The 14,902-nt window shown below is 68.7% G+C and carries 19 protein-coding genes; 8 read left to right on the top strand and 11 right to left on the bottom strand.

What is annotated here, in order from left to right; translation table 11 throughout:
• Positions 1 to 31: 31 nt before the first annotated feature.
• From OG946_RS21720 to OG946_RS21710, 3 genes are read right to left on the bottom strand one after another with little or no spacing between them, the layout of a single operon-like run.
• Positions 32 to 1,414 carry a caspase family protein gene (locus OG946_RS21720; protein WP_326797719.1) on the bottom strand — a complete coding sequence of 461 codons (1,383 nt, stop codon included), beginning with the start codon at positions 1,412 to 1,414 and terminating at the stop codon, positions 32 to 34.
• 6 nt (positions 1,415 to 1,420) lie between these two features.
• Entirely contained in the window at positions 1,421 to 1,765 is a 345-nt protein-coding gene (locus OG946_RS21715) for an effector-associated constant component EACC1 (protein ID WP_326797718.1), read from the bottom strand.
• Positions 1,766 to 1,816: 51 nt separating this feature from the next.
• On the bottom strand, positions 1,817 to 1,987 hold the full coding sequence (locus tag OG946_RS21710) for a hypothetical protein (protein WP_326797717.1): 171 nt from the start codon (positions 1,985 to 1,987) through the stop codon (positions 1,817 to 1,819).
• Between the two features lie 240 nt (positions 1,988 to 2,227).
• Between OG946_RS21710 and OG946_RS21705 the strand changes: the two genes are divergently transcribed.
• From OG946_RS21705 to OG946_RS21695, 3 genes are read left to right on the top strand one after another with little or no spacing between them, the layout of a single operon-like run.
• Positions 2,228 to 3,421 carry an AAA family ATPase gene (locus OG946_RS21705; RefSeq protein WP_326797716.1) on the top strand — a complete coding sequence of 398 codons (1,194 nt, stop codon included), beginning with the start codon at positions 2,228 to 2,230 and terminating at the stop codon, positions 3,419 to 3,421.
• Between the two features lie 3 nt (positions 3,422 to 3,424).
• On the top strand, positions 3,425 to 3,601 hold the full coding sequence (locus OG946_RS21700; RefSeq protein ID WP_326797715.1) for a hypothetical protein: 177 nt from the start codon (positions 3,425 to 3,427) through the stop codon (positions 3,599 to 3,601).
• Positions 3,598 to 4,086, top strand: a complete 489-nt coding sequence (locus OG946_RS21695) for a DUF4276 family protein (RefSeq protein ID WP_326800328.1) — start codon at positions 3,598 to 3,600, stop codon at positions 4,084 to 4,086. Before OG946_RS21700 ends, OG946_RS21695 begins: the two co-directional genes overlap by 4 nt.
• Before the next feature lie 351 nt (positions 4,087 to 4,437).
• Here the strand turns inward: OG946_RS21695 and OG946_RS21690 are convergent, their stop codons facing one another.
• From OG946_RS21690 to OG946_RS21665, 6 genes are all read right to left on the bottom strand, one after another.
• Positions 4,438 to 5,784, bottom strand: coding sequence for a dicarboxylate/amino acid:cation symporter (locus OG946_RS21690; protein WP_326797714.1), 1,347 nt, complete (start codon positions 5,782 to 5,784; stop codon positions 4,438 to 4,440).
• A 349-nt stretch (positions 5,785 to 6,133) separates the two neighbouring features.
• Entirely contained in the window at positions 6,134 to 6,445 is a 312-nt protein-coding gene (locus OG946_RS21685) for a DUF4229 domain-containing protein (protein WP_125936568.1), read from the bottom strand.
• 99 nt (positions 6,446 to 6,544) lie between these two features.
• Positions 6,545 to 7,072, bottom strand: a complete 528-nt coding sequence (locus OG946_RS21680) for a GNAT family N-acetyltransferase (RefSeq protein ID WP_326797713.1) — start codon at positions 7,070 to 7,072, stop codon at positions 6,545 to 6,547.
• A gap of 7 nt (positions 7,073 to 7,079) precedes the next feature.
• Positions 7,080 to 7,697 (bottom strand): hypothetical protein, encoded by a 618-nt coding sequence (locus OG946_RS21675; protein WP_326797712.1) that lies wholly within the window; start codon positions 7,695 to 7,697, stop codon positions 7,080 to 7,082.
• 63 nt (positions 7,698 to 7,760) lie between these two features.
• Complete coding sequence (locus tag OG946_RS21670; protein ID WP_326797711.1) at positions 7,761 to 8,213, bottom strand: Lrp/AsnC family transcriptional regulator; 453 nt, start codon at positions 8,211 to 8,213, stop codon at positions 7,761 to 7,763.
• Between the two features lie 94 nt (positions 8,214 to 8,307).
• Positions 8,308 to 9,057: a UbiX family flavin prenyltransferase gene (locus OG946_RS21665; protein WP_326797710.1), complete on the bottom strand. Its 750-nt coding sequence runs from the start codon at positions 9,055 to 9,057 to the stop codon at positions 8,308 to 8,310.
• A 167-nt stretch (positions 9,058 to 9,224) separates the two neighbouring features.
• On the opposite strand from OG946_RS21665, the gene OG946_RS21660 reads away from it, so the two are divergent.
• The 4 genes from OG946_RS21660 to OG946_RS21645 are packed head-to-tail and all read left to right on the top strand — an operon-like array spanning position 9,225 to position 11,002.
• Complete coding sequence (locus OG946_RS21660) at positions 9,225 to 9,797, top strand: rhomboid family intramembrane serine protease (protein WP_326797709.1); 573 nt, start codon at positions 9,225 to 9,227, stop codon at positions 9,795 to 9,797.
• Positions 9,798 to 9,844: 47 nt separating this feature from the next.
• Positions 9,845 to 10,465: a DUF4870 domain-containing protein gene (locus tag OG946_RS21655; RefSeq protein ID WP_326797708.1), complete on the top strand. Its 621-nt coding sequence runs from the start codon at positions 9,845 to 9,847 to the stop codon at positions 10,463 to 10,465.
• Positions 10,466 to 10,502: 37 nt separating this feature from the next.
• Positions 10,503 to 10,754, top strand: coding sequence for a type II toxin-antitoxin system Phd/YefM family antitoxin (locus tag OG946_RS21650; protein ID WP_326797707.1), 252 nt, complete (start codon positions 10,503 to 10,505; stop codon positions 10,752 to 10,754).
• Positions 10,751 to 11,002 carry a type II toxin-antitoxin system RelE family toxin gene (locus tag OG946_RS21645; protein ID WP_326797706.1) on the top strand — a complete coding sequence of 84 codons (252 nt, stop codon included), beginning with the start codon at positions 10,751 to 10,753 and terminating at the stop codon, positions 11,000 to 11,002. Before OG946_RS21650 ends, OG946_RS21645 begins: the two co-directional genes overlap by 4 nt.
• Positions 11,003 to 11,011: 9 nt before the next feature.
• Here the strand turns inward: OG946_RS21645 and mqnP are convergent, their stop codons facing one another.
• Positions 11,012 to 11,932, bottom strand: a complete 921-nt coding sequence (gene mqnP, locus OG946_RS21640) for a menaquinone biosynthesis prenyltransferase MqnP (RefSeq protein ID WP_101422486.1) — start codon at positions 11,930 to 11,932, stop codon at positions 11,012 to 11,014.
• 179 nt (positions 11,933 to 12,111) lie between these two features.
• Here mqnP and OG946_RS21635 point away from each other — a divergent pair, with 179 nt between their 5' ends.
• Entirely contained in the window at positions 12,112 to 13,341 is a 1,230-nt protein-coding gene (locus OG946_RS21635; protein ID WP_326797705.1) for an RNA-guided endonuclease InsQ/TnpB family protein, read from the top strand.
• A 35-nt stretch (positions 13,342 to 13,376) separates the two neighbouring features.
• Here the strand turns inward: OG946_RS21635 and OG946_RS21630 are convergent, their stop codons facing one another.
• Positions 13,377 to 14,822 (bottom strand): menaquinone biosynthesis decarboxylase, encoded by a 1,446-nt coding sequence (locus OG946_RS21630; RefSeq protein ID WP_326797704.1) that lies wholly within the window; start codon positions 14,820 to 14,822, stop codon positions 13,377 to 13,379.
• Between the last annotated feature and the right edge of the window lie 80 nt (positions 14,823 to 14,902).

Genomic DNA, 14,902 nt, shown 5'->3' with positions numbered 1-14,902 from the left:
CCGCGCATCACGGGCTCGTCGCGCCCACTCCTCAAGAAGTAAGTCCCGCGTCGACCCAGTACAGCCGACCGTCGCAGGTTTCCGTGTCGGTGCGTTGCGCGGTGATCTCGATTTTCTCGACATCGGGGGGAAGGGATTCGGTGAAGTAATGGGTGTCTTCGGACACGATGGTGCCGTGCTCCACCGGACGCGTGTCAGCGGTGACCGTCCACTTCACCGTCGCGTCGCAGTCCGCCTCCAGCCGCAGGTTTCCTCCCAGTACCCGGTCCGTCCCGGCGTCGTCCGGCCTCAGCGTCGTCCGTATCTTCTCGGAGGCGGGGATGTTCCATCTCCACCCGGCCGCTTGGCAGCCCCCGCCGGACTGAGGGGGCCGGCACATCTCGTGGTTTTCGGTGGGCCTGTCTCCGTTCGAGTAGTCCAGCCCCGGCGTGGGGTCGCCCTCTGGGCGGATAAAGAAGTAAGCGCCCAGCACACCCACGAGGAGCAAGGCGAAAAAGATCAACAGACCATGCCCGCAGCCGACCCTGCCGGGAGCGGCCTCGGCCGGCTCTGCCGACGATTCACCGTCGGGCGAACGGCCGTTGCCGCCCGGCGCCGACTCGGGTTCCGAAGGAGAGGACCGGGCCCCCTCCGTCTCCTTTTCACCCTCTGCGGACGGCGATGCGGCAGGCGGCCCCTGCCGGTACGCAGGATTGCGCACCAGTGCCAGGCGGCCGGCGTGATCAGCTATGCGCTGTCTGGGGATCGGCCGGGACTTCGCGCGCATCTCGGCCTCGATGTGCCGGAAGATCGTGTCCAGATCCAGCAGTTCCGGCCCGTCCGAGATGCCCTGGCGGCACAGACGTACCAGTTCGCCGGTGAAGGCCGTGAACCCCTCCCCGTCGTCCGCCAGCGCTTCCCTGGTTTCGCCGGCAGCGGAGATCAGGTACGTGCCGTGCACTTGGGCCTGCTCCAGGAGATGGCCTGTGGGGTCACCCATGGCGGGGAAGGCTCTGGCACCGAAGCAGCAGTCCAGGACGACAATCCTTCGCGAGGCACGAGAGCTGAGAATCTCTCGCCGGAGGTACTCATAGAGGACGGCTGTGTACGGCTCCTGGGATCGTGACTTCACGAGCGAGAGGCTCAGATCCCCGTTCCGGGGATCGATCAGGCCGTGCCCGGCGTAGTAGACGAAGAGCGAATCGGAGGCGGCGCGCGCCGCGTACCGTACGGCGTGGACGACGTCGTCCACATTCTCCGGATCCCGGACGACCCTGCAATGGCTGTTCTCCGGCAGAGACCAGGAAGAGTCCGACATCAGCACTGACGACAGCGCCGTGAGGTTGTTTCTCACGGTCGGCAGATTGTCCAGATGCCTGTGGCGGCTGACGCCGATGAGGACGGCCTGCGACTTGTCCGCGTCGGGAAAGAACACCCCCCGCTACCCCCGACTGAGGGTCCGGATCAAGGCCGCGACGGTCTCCGGCTCGGCATCGTTGATCGTCACCCTGGCGCCGTCATACTCGACCGTGACCGTGGGCTTGTCATGCCGTGTGCGGCGCCACGCCGCGTACGCCAGCACGAAATTCGCCGCGTTCCAGGCGGTATCGGTGACGAGCTGGAGCCACTCCATCACCTCCGGTCCCATGTGGCCGGGCTGTGTGGGTGGCGTCGCCCAGGACATCGCCGCATGCCGGCTGACCTCCGGCTCGGCCTCCAACCACGTGCGGAGCGACCTCAGCTCGTCTTCCGCCCCCGCCCCGTCCATCCTGACCCGAATGACCACTGGTACCCCCTTGTGGCATCAACCACTTTTCAACCCAGGGTAGTTGGCACATCACGTCGGCCGCAGGACAGACGAAGGTGCACACGGGCGCCCGCTCCCGTGCATCGGGGCCGGGGATCTCTGCAGGGCGGGGGATACGAGGTCGGGGGCGTTGATGCCGAAGCCGGTGGCGTTGTCGTACATGTCGCGGTCCAGGATCTTCTCCTGCGACGCGACCAGCACCGGGATCAGCCTGGCCCGCGACGTTCGCAGCCGGACCGTGTGTAGGCATGTCAGTCGTGCGCCAGCCCGCTTCGCCGGAGTTCAGGGGCGAGGTGCCTCATGGCGCCCACGGTAGGGCACGGATCGGAAAGCCTCGCCGCGGTGCAGCAGTCAGCGCAGATCTGGAACTCTAGGATGGGACACTTGACAGAGTGCGCCCCACAGGGTCACGGCACTGCGCGAGTTCGACGAGGAGCGTCCATGCGACCACCTGTGATTGAGGCGATCAAGATTGAAAACTACCGTGTCCTGCAGAACGTCGAGATCAAAAAACTGAAGCCGTTCACGGTTCTGGTGGGCCCCAACGGAAGCGGAAAATCCACACTCTTCGACGTATTCGCATTTCTGGAGACGTGCTTCACCCTCGGGGTGCGTAACGCGTGGGACCAACGAGGGGGACAACGTCAGCTTCGCTCTCGGGGCGCTGACGGCCCTATCGCCATCCAGATCTCGTATCGGGAACAGCCCGGAACAAGGCTCCTCACCTACCGCCTGGAGATTAAAGAGGAGAAGGGGCGTCCCGTGGTGAGCCGAGAATGGCTACGCTGGACCGTCGCACCCGCGCAAGGTCGACCTCAGCATATCCTCGACTTCCACCACGGATCAGGATACGTGATGGACGAGAACACGGGAAAGAAAACATCCGAGCAGTTGGATGGCTCGGACAGGCTGGCCGTCAACGCATTGGGACAGTTCCGGACACACCCGCGCGTTGCAGCGCTTCGTCGCTTTATCTCCGGCTGGTATCTCTCATACCTGTCCGTCGCAGAGGAACGAAAGTCACCAACCGCTGGGCCGCAAGAGCAACTATCCCGATCCGGCGACAACCTGAGCAACGTTCTCCAATATCTAAAAGAGAATCATCCGAAGCGCCTGCAAGCAGTCATAGAGGCACTCCAGGAAACGGTTCCCGCACTTGAGCGGGTAGATTATGACACCTCACCTGACGGGCGGCTTGTCCTCTTCATCAAGGATGCGCCATTCGACGAGGCCGTACTGGCCAGCAATGCCTCAGATGGAACTCTGAAACTTCTCTCCTACCTCACCCTGCTGTACGATCCCGACCCGGCACCTTTTATCGGGATCGAAGAGCCGGAGAATCATTTGTACCCCTCGGTGCTACCCGGTCTTGCCCATCAGTGCCGAAATTCCAGCGAACTGTCCCAGGTGCTGGTGACAACCCATTCACACGATTTCGTCAACTCCTGTAGGCCCGATGAAGTGATCGCTCTGTACCGAGACACTGACGGGTACACTCGGGTTGTCCGCCCGAACTCCATCCCACTCGTGATGGATATGCTTGAGCAGGGAGCACTGCTGGGCACACTGTGGCAGGAAAACTATTTTGAAGAAGTCCCCGTACCGACCACTCCCGTTGCCGATCTCGGGGAGTGAGCCGTGGCCACCAAGGGAAAAAGGAAAAAACCCAAGCCGCAACCGACCCCCATCCGCCTGGAAGTTCTAGTGGAGGAAGAGTCCGCAGGCGTGGCTCTCCGTCATCTACTCGCGAAGATCCTTGAAGGTCACAATGTTCGCGTCGGGATCCGCCAGTTCCGAGGAAGCCGGATCTCCTGAAAAAACTTCCTGATCGACTACAAGGTTACGCGGCCTCCCGCAGGAGGGGCGAGGATTTCCGAGTAGCCGTCCTTGTTGATCGCGATAATGATGACTGTCGGGATCTGAAGCGACGACTGGACTCGATAGCCCTGGACGCTGGCCTGACACCTCGAACCAAGCGAGGGCCAGAGGGTGACTTCGAGGTCTTGAACCGAATCGCTGTGCGCGAGCTGGAGAGTTGGTACTTCGGCGATTGGGATGCAGTTGTCCATGGATTTCCTAAAGTTACAAGCAGCGTCCCGCGCGCGTACCGCGGTGATCCTGATTCGGTGACCGGCAAGTGCTCCGATGCTTTCGAGAAAGTTCTTCGATCGCATGGCATCAAGATTGCGTCGAAACCAGAATGGGGGCGCAAGATCGGTCCTCATTTGAATCCGGATGTGAATCGGTCGACCAGCTTCAACAGCTTCGTGGCCGGGATACGCCAACTCCTCATGCGGTAGGCTTTCCCGTTCTACCCATGCCCCTCTCACCGCCGACGGAAATAGCAGTCCTGACGTCAGTCTTGATCACTCGGCAGCCCCCTTCTCTGGTACCGCCTCAGGGGTATGAGTGAGCGCGCCGACGTGGACGACTGCCCGCGACGCCCAAGCAGCTTCTGACGCCATGCCGGTACCAGCCCCCTGGTCGCGTGCGATCAGCCGGCGCGCGTATGTGTATGTGGCCAACCCCCACCCCCACCCACACCCGGGCACGACACCGACCTACCCACGAACCGCAGGGCTGACGAGGGTGCGCATGCGGACGCCCGCAGCCCCGGAAGTGCCGGGGTGCGGGCGTCGTGTGGTCGTGGGTCAGGCCGCGGCCGTGACCGGGGTTTTGGGTGGGGTGGTGTCCACCGGGTCCGGGTCGTCGAGGTCGAAGCTGGTGGCGTTGTCGTACATGTCGCGGTCCAGGATCTTCTCCTGCGACGCGACCAGCACCGGGATCACCGCCTGGCCCGCGACGTTCGTCGCCGTGCGGACCATGTCCAGGATCGGGTCGATCGCCAGCAGCAGGCCCACGCCCTCCAGGGGGAGGCCCAGGGTGGAGAGGGTCAGGGTGGTCATGATGGTGGCGCCCGTGAGGCCCGCGGTGGCGGCGGAGCCGATGACCGAGACGAAGGCGATCAGGATGTAGTCCTGGATACCCAGGCTGACGTCGAAGATCTCGGCGATGAAGATGGCCGCCAGGGCCGGGTAGATCGCGGCGCAGCCGTCCATCTTCGTCGTCGCGCCGAAGGGGACCGCGAAGGAGGTGTACTCCTTGGGGACGCCGAGGCGTTCGGTGACCTTCTTGGTGACCGGCATCGTGCCGACCGAGGAGCGGGAGACGAAGGCGAGCTGGATCGCGGGCCAGGCGCCGCGGAAGAACTGCAGGGGGTTGACCTTGGCGACCGTGGCCAGCAGGAGCGGGTAGACGCCGAAGAGGACCAGGGCGCAGCCGATGTAGACGTCGGCGGTGAAGGTCGCGTACTTGCTGATCAGGTTCCAGCCGTAGTCGGCGATCGCGAAGCCGATGAGGCCCACGGTGCCGAGGGGGGCGAGGCGGATGACCCACCACAGTGCCTTCTGCAGCAGTTCCAGAATCGTTTCGCTGAACGCGATGATCGGCTGGGCCTTCTCGCCGAGCTTCAGGGCAGCGACGCCGAGGGCGGCGGCCATGAAGACGATCTGCAGCACGTTCAGTTCGGTGAAGGGCGTGATGACGTCCGTCGGGATGATCCCGGTGAGGAAGTCGATCCACGAGCCGCTGTCCTCGGGGGCCGCGCCGTCCTTCGGGGACAGGTCGGTGCCGGCGCCGGGGTTGGTGAGCAGGCCGATGGCCAGGCCGATGGCGACCGCGATCAGCGAGGTGGCGAAGAACCACAGCAGGGTGCGGGTCGCGAGGCGGGCCGCGTTGTTGACGTTCCGCAGGTTGGTGATCGACACCAGGATGGCGAAGAACACCAGCGGGGCGACCGCCAGCTTGAGCAGTTGGACGAAGATGGTGCCGATCTGGTCCAGGGTGTCCTTCAGCCAGGCGACGTCGCCGGTACGGGCGGCCCAGCCGAGGAGCACGCCGAGGACGAGGCCGGCGAGGATCTGGGCCCAGAAGGGCACCTTGGGTATCCGGAAGCCGCTGCGCGGCTGCGCGGTGGGGGCGGGGGTGGGTGTGGACACGGGCGTCTCCGTGACTGGGCGCGCCGGGCCGCCTCGTCCGGGCACGGTGGTGCCGGGACCGGGACGACGGGCGCGCGTCTGCTACTTGGGGAATGTGGTGCGTGACCGGTCAGAGCGCGGGGACTAGCGGCTCTGACATGCCGCGGACAGGCAGCGGCAGAGATCGACGTGCAGGCGCGCCACGAGCAGAGGGCTCGTAGGCATGCGAAGCGCAGGCACCGTCGTCGTCATGACGAGAAGACTAACACTCCTGCTTTGACATTCCCATAGTGCGGCTTTGGGGGTGACGGTGACGCCCCTCACGTCCCCCTACGCGGTCGTCCTGCGCCAGTCCTCCGGCGCCGTTCCCCTACGCGGTGCCGCGCGCCTCGTCGTCCGCCTCGTCCTCGCGGCTGCGGTTCGCCGCCAGCCGCTCCTTCGACTTCTGCACCCGGCCCACGATCTGCTCCGACATCTCGTCCCGCTGCCGGCGGAGCAGGACGAAGCTCAGCGGCGCGGAGACGACGATCGACAGCAGCATGACCCACAGGTAGTTCGAGTCGCCCAGGCCCGCGGGGAGTGCGCCGACCCGGACCAGGACGGCCAGGATCACGAACGACGCGGCGAAGACGCCGAGGCGCATGGCGGTGTAGCGGACGGCGGGGTTCGGTTTGGGGGTCACGGCTGACAACTTCTCTCTGCTCTCTGCTCCGTCGGTCAAAGTGGTGCGGCGTGCGGGGTGGTGCTGCGCGTGCACGCGCGGCGTGCGCGCGGGTCGTACTCAAGTATGCAGCGGCAGCCACATCGTGATGTCGTCGCGGTAGTCGTCGTCCGCGACCCGTATCGCGTCGGGTACGCGGCCGACCTCCTTGTAGCCGCAGGATGCGTAGAACGTGTCGACCCCCGTCCCGCCCCGGCACGTCAGCCGGATCCCCCGCATCCCCGGCATGCCGCGCGCCGCGTCCGCCGCGGCGGCCATGAGGCGGCGGCCCTCGCCCGTGCCCTGCCGGTCGGGGTGGACCATCACGGTGTAGAGCCAGCACCAGTGCCGCATCAGGCGGTGGGTGTTGAGCGTCAGAAACGCGGTGGCGGCCGGGCGGCCCGCCGCGTCGAGGGCGGCGATCAGGTGGGTGCGGCCCTCCGCCATGGCCGCGAGGTGCCTGACCAGCTCTGGGCGGATGTCCTCGGGCGTCACCGGGGGTACGAAGCCCACCGCGCCGCCCGCGTTGCTGACGTCGGCCCAGAGCGTGCATATGCCGTCCCGCAGGGCAGGGGTGACCGCCGGGTCCAGCTCGTAGCGCAGGGTCATGGCGGCCTCAGAAGCGCATCGGCTGCGGCGTCTCGCGCCGCTCCGGGTCCGGGCCCGCGTGCTCGCGGACGGCGGCGTAGTGCGCGTCCCGCTCGACCGGGTGCAGGCCCGCGTCCTGGATCAGCTCGACGAGTTCCGCGGCCGGGAGGGTGTCGGCCGCCCCCGGGGCCGGGGCGAAGTCGTCCGCGCCGTGCTGGAGCGCGAGCTGCGCCGTCTGCGTGCCGTACGCGGTCCACGCGGCCCGTACGTGCGGCACGTTGTCCAGCAGCAGCCGCGCCACCGCGAACGTCTTCAGCGCCGCCGCGCCCGTGACCCGCCCCGCCGCCAGCGGTACGACGGCCAGCAGGCCGGCGCCGGCGTCCTGCCGGTCGCGGAGCGCCAGGAGCGCGTCGACGGTCTGCCCGGGGTCTTCCCCGTCGTACGAGACCTCCGCCACCGGCTCGGCGGGGTCCGCGGCCGCCGCGAAGTACCCGCGCTCCCCGTGCCGCCGCGTCCGCGCCTCGTGCGCGAGCCCGCCCAGCCACGCCAGATCGCCGCTCCCGTACAGCGCGACACCGTCCGCCCGGCTCAGCCGTGCGCCCGCGCGCGCCTTCTCCGCCAGCTCGCGCCTGAGCCCTGCGTCCACGCGCCGCCTCCCAGCCCGTAAGTCACGTTCCTGCGCATCTGCGCGTATCCGAGCCTACGCGGCCTACTCCTCCGCGATCTCGCCCACCCTGCTCTCCCACATCGTGGACAGCACCACCGTCGTCGCCGTGTGCGAGACGCCCTTGATCCGCGACATCCGCCGGACCGTCTTCCCCAGGCCGTCCACGTCCGGTGCCCGCACCTTGAGCATGAAGGAGTCCGACCCGGCGATGAAGAAGCAGTCCTCGATCTCCGGCAGGTCCCGCAGCCGGTCCGCGACGTCGTCGTGGTCCACCGCCTCGGAGAGCGAGATCCCGACGAGCGCGGTGACGCCCCGGCCCAGCAGGGCGGCGTCGACCGTGGCGCGGTAGCCGGTGATCACCCCGGCGGCCTCCAGGCGGTTGATCCGGTCCGTGACGCTGGGGCCGGAGAGCCCCACGAGCCGGCCCAGCTCGGCGTACGAGGCCCGGCCGTTCTCCCGCAGAGCCTGGATGAGCTGCCTGTCGACGGCGTCCATGTGCGATCTCAAGCCTTCCGTGCTGCTGTGTCGGCTGCCGGCTTTCTGCTGCGTTCTGCGTTCTGCGTTCTGCGTGCCGTGTGCTGTGTCTGCGTCAGCGGGAGCGCCCCAGCTCCCCTTCCCATCTGCGATAGAGCTTGTGCGCCACGCCCGCGGCGTCGAGGGCGCGGCCGGCGACGAAGTCCACGAGGTCCTGGATACCGGTGGCCCCGGCGTAGAAGGCGGGTGCGGCCGGAAGGACCACGGCGCCCGCCTCGTCCAGGGCGACCATCTGCCGCAGCGTCGGCCCGGGGAGCGGCGTCTCCCGTACGACGACGACCAGCGGCCGGCCCTCCTTGAGCGTCACGCTCGCCGCGCGCTGGAGGAGGTCCTTGGAGAGCCCGAGCGCGATGCCGGCCACCGCGGCGGTCGACGCCGGGACGACGATCATGCCCTTCGCGGCGTACGAACCGGAGGAGGGACCGGCCGCCAGATCGCCGGCCGCCCAGTGCCGTACGCCGGACAGGTCCATCGCCGGGTCGAAGGCGTCCGGCCGTCCTTCGGCGCCGGCGGCGAGCCAGCGCCGCAGGTCGTCGCGCCAGTGCGCGTCGCGGAACGGGCCGCCCGTCTCGTCCAGCACCGTCAGCCGTGCGGCCCGGCTGACGACGAGGTCGACGGCCTCCCCGGCCTGGAGCAGCGCGCGCAGCACGGCGGCGGCGTACGGGGTGCCGGAGGCGCCGGAGACGCCGACGACCCAGGGCCGGCGCCGGTCACGGCCCGGCTGCTCGGCGTACGGCTCGGCGAACGGCCCCTCGGACGGCGGCCCGACCGGGTCCTCGTACGGCGTCTGGTGCGGCGGCTCCACCCGGCGAGCCTATCCGGCGCCGGGAACCGCGACGCAGGCCGCCTGCGTTTCCCCAGGGAGGACACACTGGTCCGAAGGGGGCTTGGGTGATGTACGAACCTTACGGGCGCGGCACCCCCGCCGCGCGGCCCGCACGGGCGGCTCGGCCGCCGCGCGGGCGAATATACGTGAAGCGCGCCGCGGTGGTGATGCTCGCGTGGGTGGCGCTGCTGTGGGTGCTGGAGGCGGTCGACCAGGCCGGCGGCAACAAGCTGGACGCGTACGCGATCACGCCGCGCGACTTCGGCGAGCTGCGGGACGTGATCCCGGCGTCGTTCATGCACTTCGGCTGGGACCACCTGTCGGCGAACACGGGGCCGCTGCTGGTGCTGGGCTTCATAGCGGCGATGCGGGGGATCAGCCGGTTCGTGGGCGTGGTCGCGGTGATCATGCTGGTGAGCGGGCTCGGGGTGTGGCTGGTCTCGCCCGCGGGCACGGCCACGGCAGGTGCGTCGGGGGTCGTCTTCGGCCTCTTCGGCTACGTGGCGGTGCGCGGCTTCGTCGACCGGCGGATGTCCGACGTACTGATCGGCATCACGGTCGCCCTGGTCTACGGCTCCATGGTGTGGGGCGCCCTGCCGACGGACCAGGTCCTGGAGCAGTCGATCTCCTGGCAGGCCCACCTCTTCGGCCTCCTGGGCGGTGTCCTGGCGGCCTTCTATTTCAGCGACCGCAGAAGGGGCGCGCTTCAGGCGGGCTAGGGTCTGCGTCCGAAGGGGAACGGACGATCTCCCGGGGGATGGGACGTATGACCGAGCAGGACCCGAGCGACGACCGGGCGGCCGGACAGCCGCCCGGGCACCCGGCCGGACACCCGGCCGGGCAGCAGCCACCGCCGTTGCCGCCGTACGCGCCGCCTGGTGCCCCGACGCCGTACGCACCGCAGGGCGCCCCCGCCCTCCACCCGCATCCGGGCCCCGCCGTCCCGTACCCGCCGCAGCTCTACCCGCACGGCCCGCCCGGCAAGCCGCCGCCCGACTCGGCGATGTGGGCGCACCTGTCCGCGCTGCTCATCTTCATCGCCGGCACCGGCGCCTGCTGCATCGGCTTCCTGATCGCCTGGATCGGGCCGCTGAACATCCGCGGCAAGACCGCGGACCCGTTCATCCGCCACCACGGCACCGAGGGCCTGAACTGGGGCATCACGCAGATCGTCGCGGTCGCCGTCTTCGGCGCGCTGACGGGCGGGAGCATCTACATGGCCGAGGAACAGGGCTGGCCGGAGTGGGTGCCGGCGGTGCCGCTGACGGCGTGGGGGGTGCACCTGGCGACGTCCTTCGCCTTCGCGATCGTCGGCTGCAGGCGTGCCAAGAACGGTGTGCTGTGGTCGTACCCGCGGCCGGTCGCGCTCCCGTTCACCAAGCCCTGAGCGCAGACAGGACATGCATCTTCTGTACAGTTGATGCATGAGTGAGACGCTGCCCATCGCGCAAGCACGCAGCCAGTTCGGCGCGCTCGTCCGCCGTGCCGCTCTCGGCCGCGAGCGCACCATCATCACCGACCACGGTGAGCCGGCCGCGATGATCGTCGGTATAGGGGACATCGAGGACCTGGAAGACGCCCTTGCCGTTGCGCAGTACGAAGCCCGCAAGGCCCGCGGCGAGGACACGTACGTGCCGCACGACGAGGTACGCAGGCGACTGGGACTCGACGGGTGAGCCACGAAGTCGTCTGGGAGACCGATGCCGTGAACGCAGCCACCGGCTTCCTCGCTGACGACCCCGCCGGGCTGCGGGCGCTCATCGACGGCATCGACGCGCTCGCCGCGGAGCAGCGCCCGAAGAACTCGGCTCCCTGGGGCACCGACAAGCGCCGCCTGCGGATCGGCCGCTACCGGGCGATCTACCGGATCGACGACGGCAGGGTCACCGTGCTGGTACTCCACGTCGGCCGCGGGGCGGCATGACCCCGGCGGTCAGAGGCTCAGGTCGCGGACGAAGAGGTCTGCCGCGGCGCAGCAGAAGAGGATGATGCCGATCACGCCGTTGAGCGTGAAGAACGCGCGGTTCAGGCGGCTCAAATCGTCCGGGCGGACGATGCTGTGCTCGTACGCGAACACGCCCGCCACCACCGCCAGGCCGACCCAGAACAGCGCGCCCGCGTCCGTCGCCAGGGCGTACCAGACGAACAGCGCCATCGTCACGACGTGCGCCACCCGCGCCCCGTACAGCGCGCCCGCGATGCCGAAGCGGGCCGGGACCGAGCGGATGCCCTGGGCGCGGTCGGTGTCGACGTCCTGACAGGCGTAGATCAGGTCGAACCCGCCGATCCACACGCCCACCGCGAGCCCCAGCAGCACCGCGGGCCACGACCACTCCCCCGTGACCGCCAGCCACGCGCCGATCGGGCCGATCGCCTGGGCGAGGCCGAGGATCGCGTGCGGGTACGTGGTGAACCGCTTGCCGTACGGGTAGACCACCATCGGCACCGCCGCGACCGGCGCCAGCACCAGGCACAGCGGGTTCAGCAGCGCCGCGGCGCCGAGGAAGATCGCCAGCGCGATCAGCGCGCCCGTCCACGCCGAGCGCACGGAGACCGCGCCGGTGACCAGTTCGCGGTGGGCGGTGCGCGGGTTGCGGCCGTCGATCTCGCGGTCGATGATCCGGTTCGCGGCCATCGCGAACGTCCGCAGCGCCACCATCGCGACGGTGACGAGCAGCAGCGTCCCCCACTCGATCGCCCCGTCGCCGTCGACCAGCATGGCCGTCAGCGCGGCGATGTACGCGAACGGCAGCGCGAAGATCGAGTGCTCGATCATCACCAGCCGCAGGAACGCCCGCACCCCGCTGCCCGACCGGGCGGGGCCGGGACCGACGACGCTCCCCGCGGCCGTCACAGGTTTCCTCCGAGGACGCTCCGGTCTTCCGGCCGGGGAGAAATCGGACTCCGGTGGGGCAGGGCAGAGGTGGCTGAACCCCCGCCAGGGCGATCCAGGGTCCGCCCTTTCTGATGGTGAGGGGCACTGTAAAGGTCGATGAGGCTCAACTGTCAGTCCTCCCGGATAGGTTGGGATACATGACGGCGGCGGCGAAGGCGGGGGATTGCGGGTATGCCCGGTATGCCTACCGTCTTCGCGTGTCCGCCGGTGCGGAGCGGCTGCTCCTGGCCGAGTGGGACCGGTGTCGTTGGACGTGGAACGAGTGCGTGGCGAAGTCCAAGGGGATCCACGAATGGAACAAGAACCATCCCGGGGGCGCCGCAAGGCGCACTTGTGGCCTGTCCCAGCTCGACGAAATGCTGACGGCGGCCAGGAAGAGCACGCCGTGGCTGGCGGAGGGCGCCAGCGTTCCGCAGCAGCAGATCATCCAGGATTTCGGGAAGGCGAGAGCGAAGGCCGGGAAGGACATCCGTGAGCGGCTGCCGATGTCCCGTCGGGCCGGAATGCCCAGATGGAAGAAGAAGGATCAGGCCCGGCCGTCGCTGAACTACACCAAGCGCGGCTTCCGTCTCCAGAACGGGCGCCTGCGCCTTGCAGGCGGTATCGCGCTGGTCGTGGTGTGGTCGCGCGGACTTCCCGCCGAGCCCTCGTCGGTCCGGGTGTATCGGGATTGTCTGGGCCATTGGTACTGCTCGTTCGTTGTGCCGGCCCGGCTTGAGCCGCTGCCGGAATGCGGCCGGGCGATCGGTGTGGACTGGGGCGTGCGGGAGACCGCGACCACCACCAGCAGCGCACACGACCTTCCGCATGCTCAGCACGGCAAGACGGCTGCTGCGAAGCTGGCTCGCTACCAGAGGGTCATAAGACGGCGGGAACGGCCGAAGGGCAAGCCGCAAAGCCGCGGCTACCGCAAGGCCGGGTCGCGGGTCGCGAAGCTGCACAAGAAGGTCGCCCGGCCACGGCAGGACACCGGCCGCAAGTGGGCCAGGACCGTCGTCCGTGAACACGACCGCATCGCAGTGGAGGACTTCCGACCGAAGTTCCTTGCGAAGTCGCCAATGGCCCGTACGGCTGCCGACGGAGCCATCTGCGCCACTAAGCGGGCGCTGATCGAGATGGGCCGTAAGCATGGGCGGACCGTCCGCCTGGTACATCCCGCGCACACCACGATGGACTGCGCGCACTGCGGGGCGAGAGCCAAGCACCGCATGCCGCTGAGTGAGCGCACCTACCCCTGCACACACTGCAAGACCTCCTCTCCCAGGGACAAGAACTCTGCGGCTGTGATGCTCGTCCGGGCAGGTGGGAACCCGGCAGGTGCTGAGGGCATAGGACCGCCCGAGCCGCAGGCTCGGGCGGCGGCCTGAGCCTGGAATCCCCCGCCCTTCAGGCGGAGGAGCCTTCAAAGGCCGTACTCCCGCCACCGGGCGTCGACCTTCGCGGCCGTGTCCGGATCGGAGACGACCATCTCCGGCCAGCCGCGCGTGTAGCCCTCCTCGGGCAGCTTCGCGGTGGCGTCGATGCCCGCCTTGCCGCCCCAGAACTGCTGGTACGAGGCGTGGTCGAGGTGGTCGACCGGGCCCTCCACGACGGACAGGTCGCGGCTGTAGTCGGTGTTGCCCAGCGCCCGCCAGGCGACCTCCTGGAGGTCGTGCACGTCGCAGTCGGCGTCGACCACGATGATCAGCTTGGTCAGCGACATCATGTGGGCGCCCCAGATCGCGGACATGACCTTCTGCGCGTGCTTCGGGTACTTCTTGTCGATCGAGACGATCGCGCAGTTGTGGAAGCCGCCTGCCTCCGGCAGGTGGTAGTCCACGATGTCCGGCACGATCACCTTCAGCAGCGGCAGGAAGAACCGCTCGGTGGCCCGGCCCAGCGGCCCGTCCTCGGTCGGCGGGCGGCCGACGACGATGGACTGCAGCAGCGGGCGGCGGCGCATCGTGACGGCGTCGATGGTCAGCGCGGGGAACGGCTCCTGCGGGGTGTAGAAGCCGGTGTGGTCGCCGAACGGGCCCTCGGGCAGCTCCTTGCCGGGCTCCAGCCAGCCTTCGAGCACCACCTCGGCGTGCGCGGGGACCTGGAGCGGCACGGTCTTGCAGTCGACCATCTCGACGCGCTTGCCGCCGATGAAGCCGGCGAGCATGTACTCGTCCATGTCGCCGGGCAGCGGCGCGGTCGCCGCGTACGTCACGGCCGGCGGGCAGCCGAAGGCGATGGCCACCGGCAGCTTCTCGCCGCGGCGGGCGGCGACCTGGTAGTGGTTGCGGCTGTCCTTGTGGATCTGCCAGTGCATGCCGATGGTGCGGCGGTCGTGGCGCTGGAGGCGGTAGAGGCCGAGGTTGCGGACGCCGGTCTCGGGGTCCTTGGTGTGGGTGAGGCCCAGGTTGTAGAAGGACCCGCCGTCCTGGGGCCAGGTGAAGAGCGCGGGGATCGTGTCGAGGTCGACGTCGTCGCCGGTGAGCACGACCTCCTGGACCGGCCCGTCCTTCGCCTTCCGCGGCGGTACGTGCGCCATGGTGCCGAGCTTGCCGAACGCCTCGCGTACGCCCGTGAAGCCCTGCGGCAGTTCGGGCTTGAGCAGCCCGCCGATGCGCTCGCCGATCTCCGCGTACGAGTCGAGGCCGAGGGCTTTGAGGAGCCGGCGGTCGGTGCCGTAGACGTTCATCGCCAGCGGCATGGCGGAGCCCTTGACGTTCTCGAAGAGCAGCGCGGGGCCGCCGGCCTTGTTCACGCGGTCGGTGATCTCGCCGACTTCGAGGTACGGATCGACCTCGGCCTTGATGCGTGTGAGGTCGCCGTCGCGCTCCAGAGCCCGCAGCAGCGAGCGGAGATCGTCGTAAGCCATGCGCCCCAGTATCCGCCAGGCGCCGGGCGCGATCCGCGAAGGGGGTACGGGGCGGGGCGCGGGCGGGGTCGCCGGGGTGT

The organism is Streptomyces sp. NBC_01808 (assembly GCF_035917395.1).
GTDB lineage: Bacteria > Actinomycetota > Actinomycetes > Streptomycetales > Streptomycetaceae > Streptomyces.
This window is presented reverse-complemented; position numbering and strand designations above follow the sequence as displayed.

Excerpts from the sequence above, each read along its gene's own strand:
- OG946_RS21670 (WP_326797711.1), bottom strand. The coding sequence starts at position 8,213 with ATGGACGCCGTCGACAGGCAGCTCATCCAGGCTCTGCGGGAGAACGGC.
- OG946_RS21655 (WP_326797708.1), top strand. The coding sequence starts at position 9,845 with ATGACCGAGCAGGACCCGAGCGACGACCGGGCGGCCGGACAGCCGCCC.
- OG946_RS21630 (WP_326797704.1), bottom strand. The coding sequence starts at position 14,822 with ATGGCTTACGACGATCTCCGCTCGCTGCTGCGGGCTCTGGAGCGCGAC.
- OG946_RS21680 (WP_326797713.1), bottom strand. The coding sequence starts at position 7,072 with ATGACCCTGCGCTACGAGCTGGACCCGGCGGTCACCCCTGCCCTGCGG.
- OG946_RS21650 (WP_326797707.1), top strand. The coding sequence starts at position 10,503 with ATGAGTGAGACGCTGCCCATCGCGCAAGCACGCAGCCAGTTCGGCGCG.
- OG946_RS21705 (WP_326797716.1), top strand. The coding sequence starts at position 2,228 with ATGCGACCACCTGTGATTGAGGCGATCAAGATTGAAAACTACCGTGTC.
- OG946_RS21635 (WP_326797705.1), top strand. The coding sequence starts at position 12,112 with ATGACGGCGGCGGCGAAGGCGGGGGATTGCGGGTATGCCCGGTATGCC.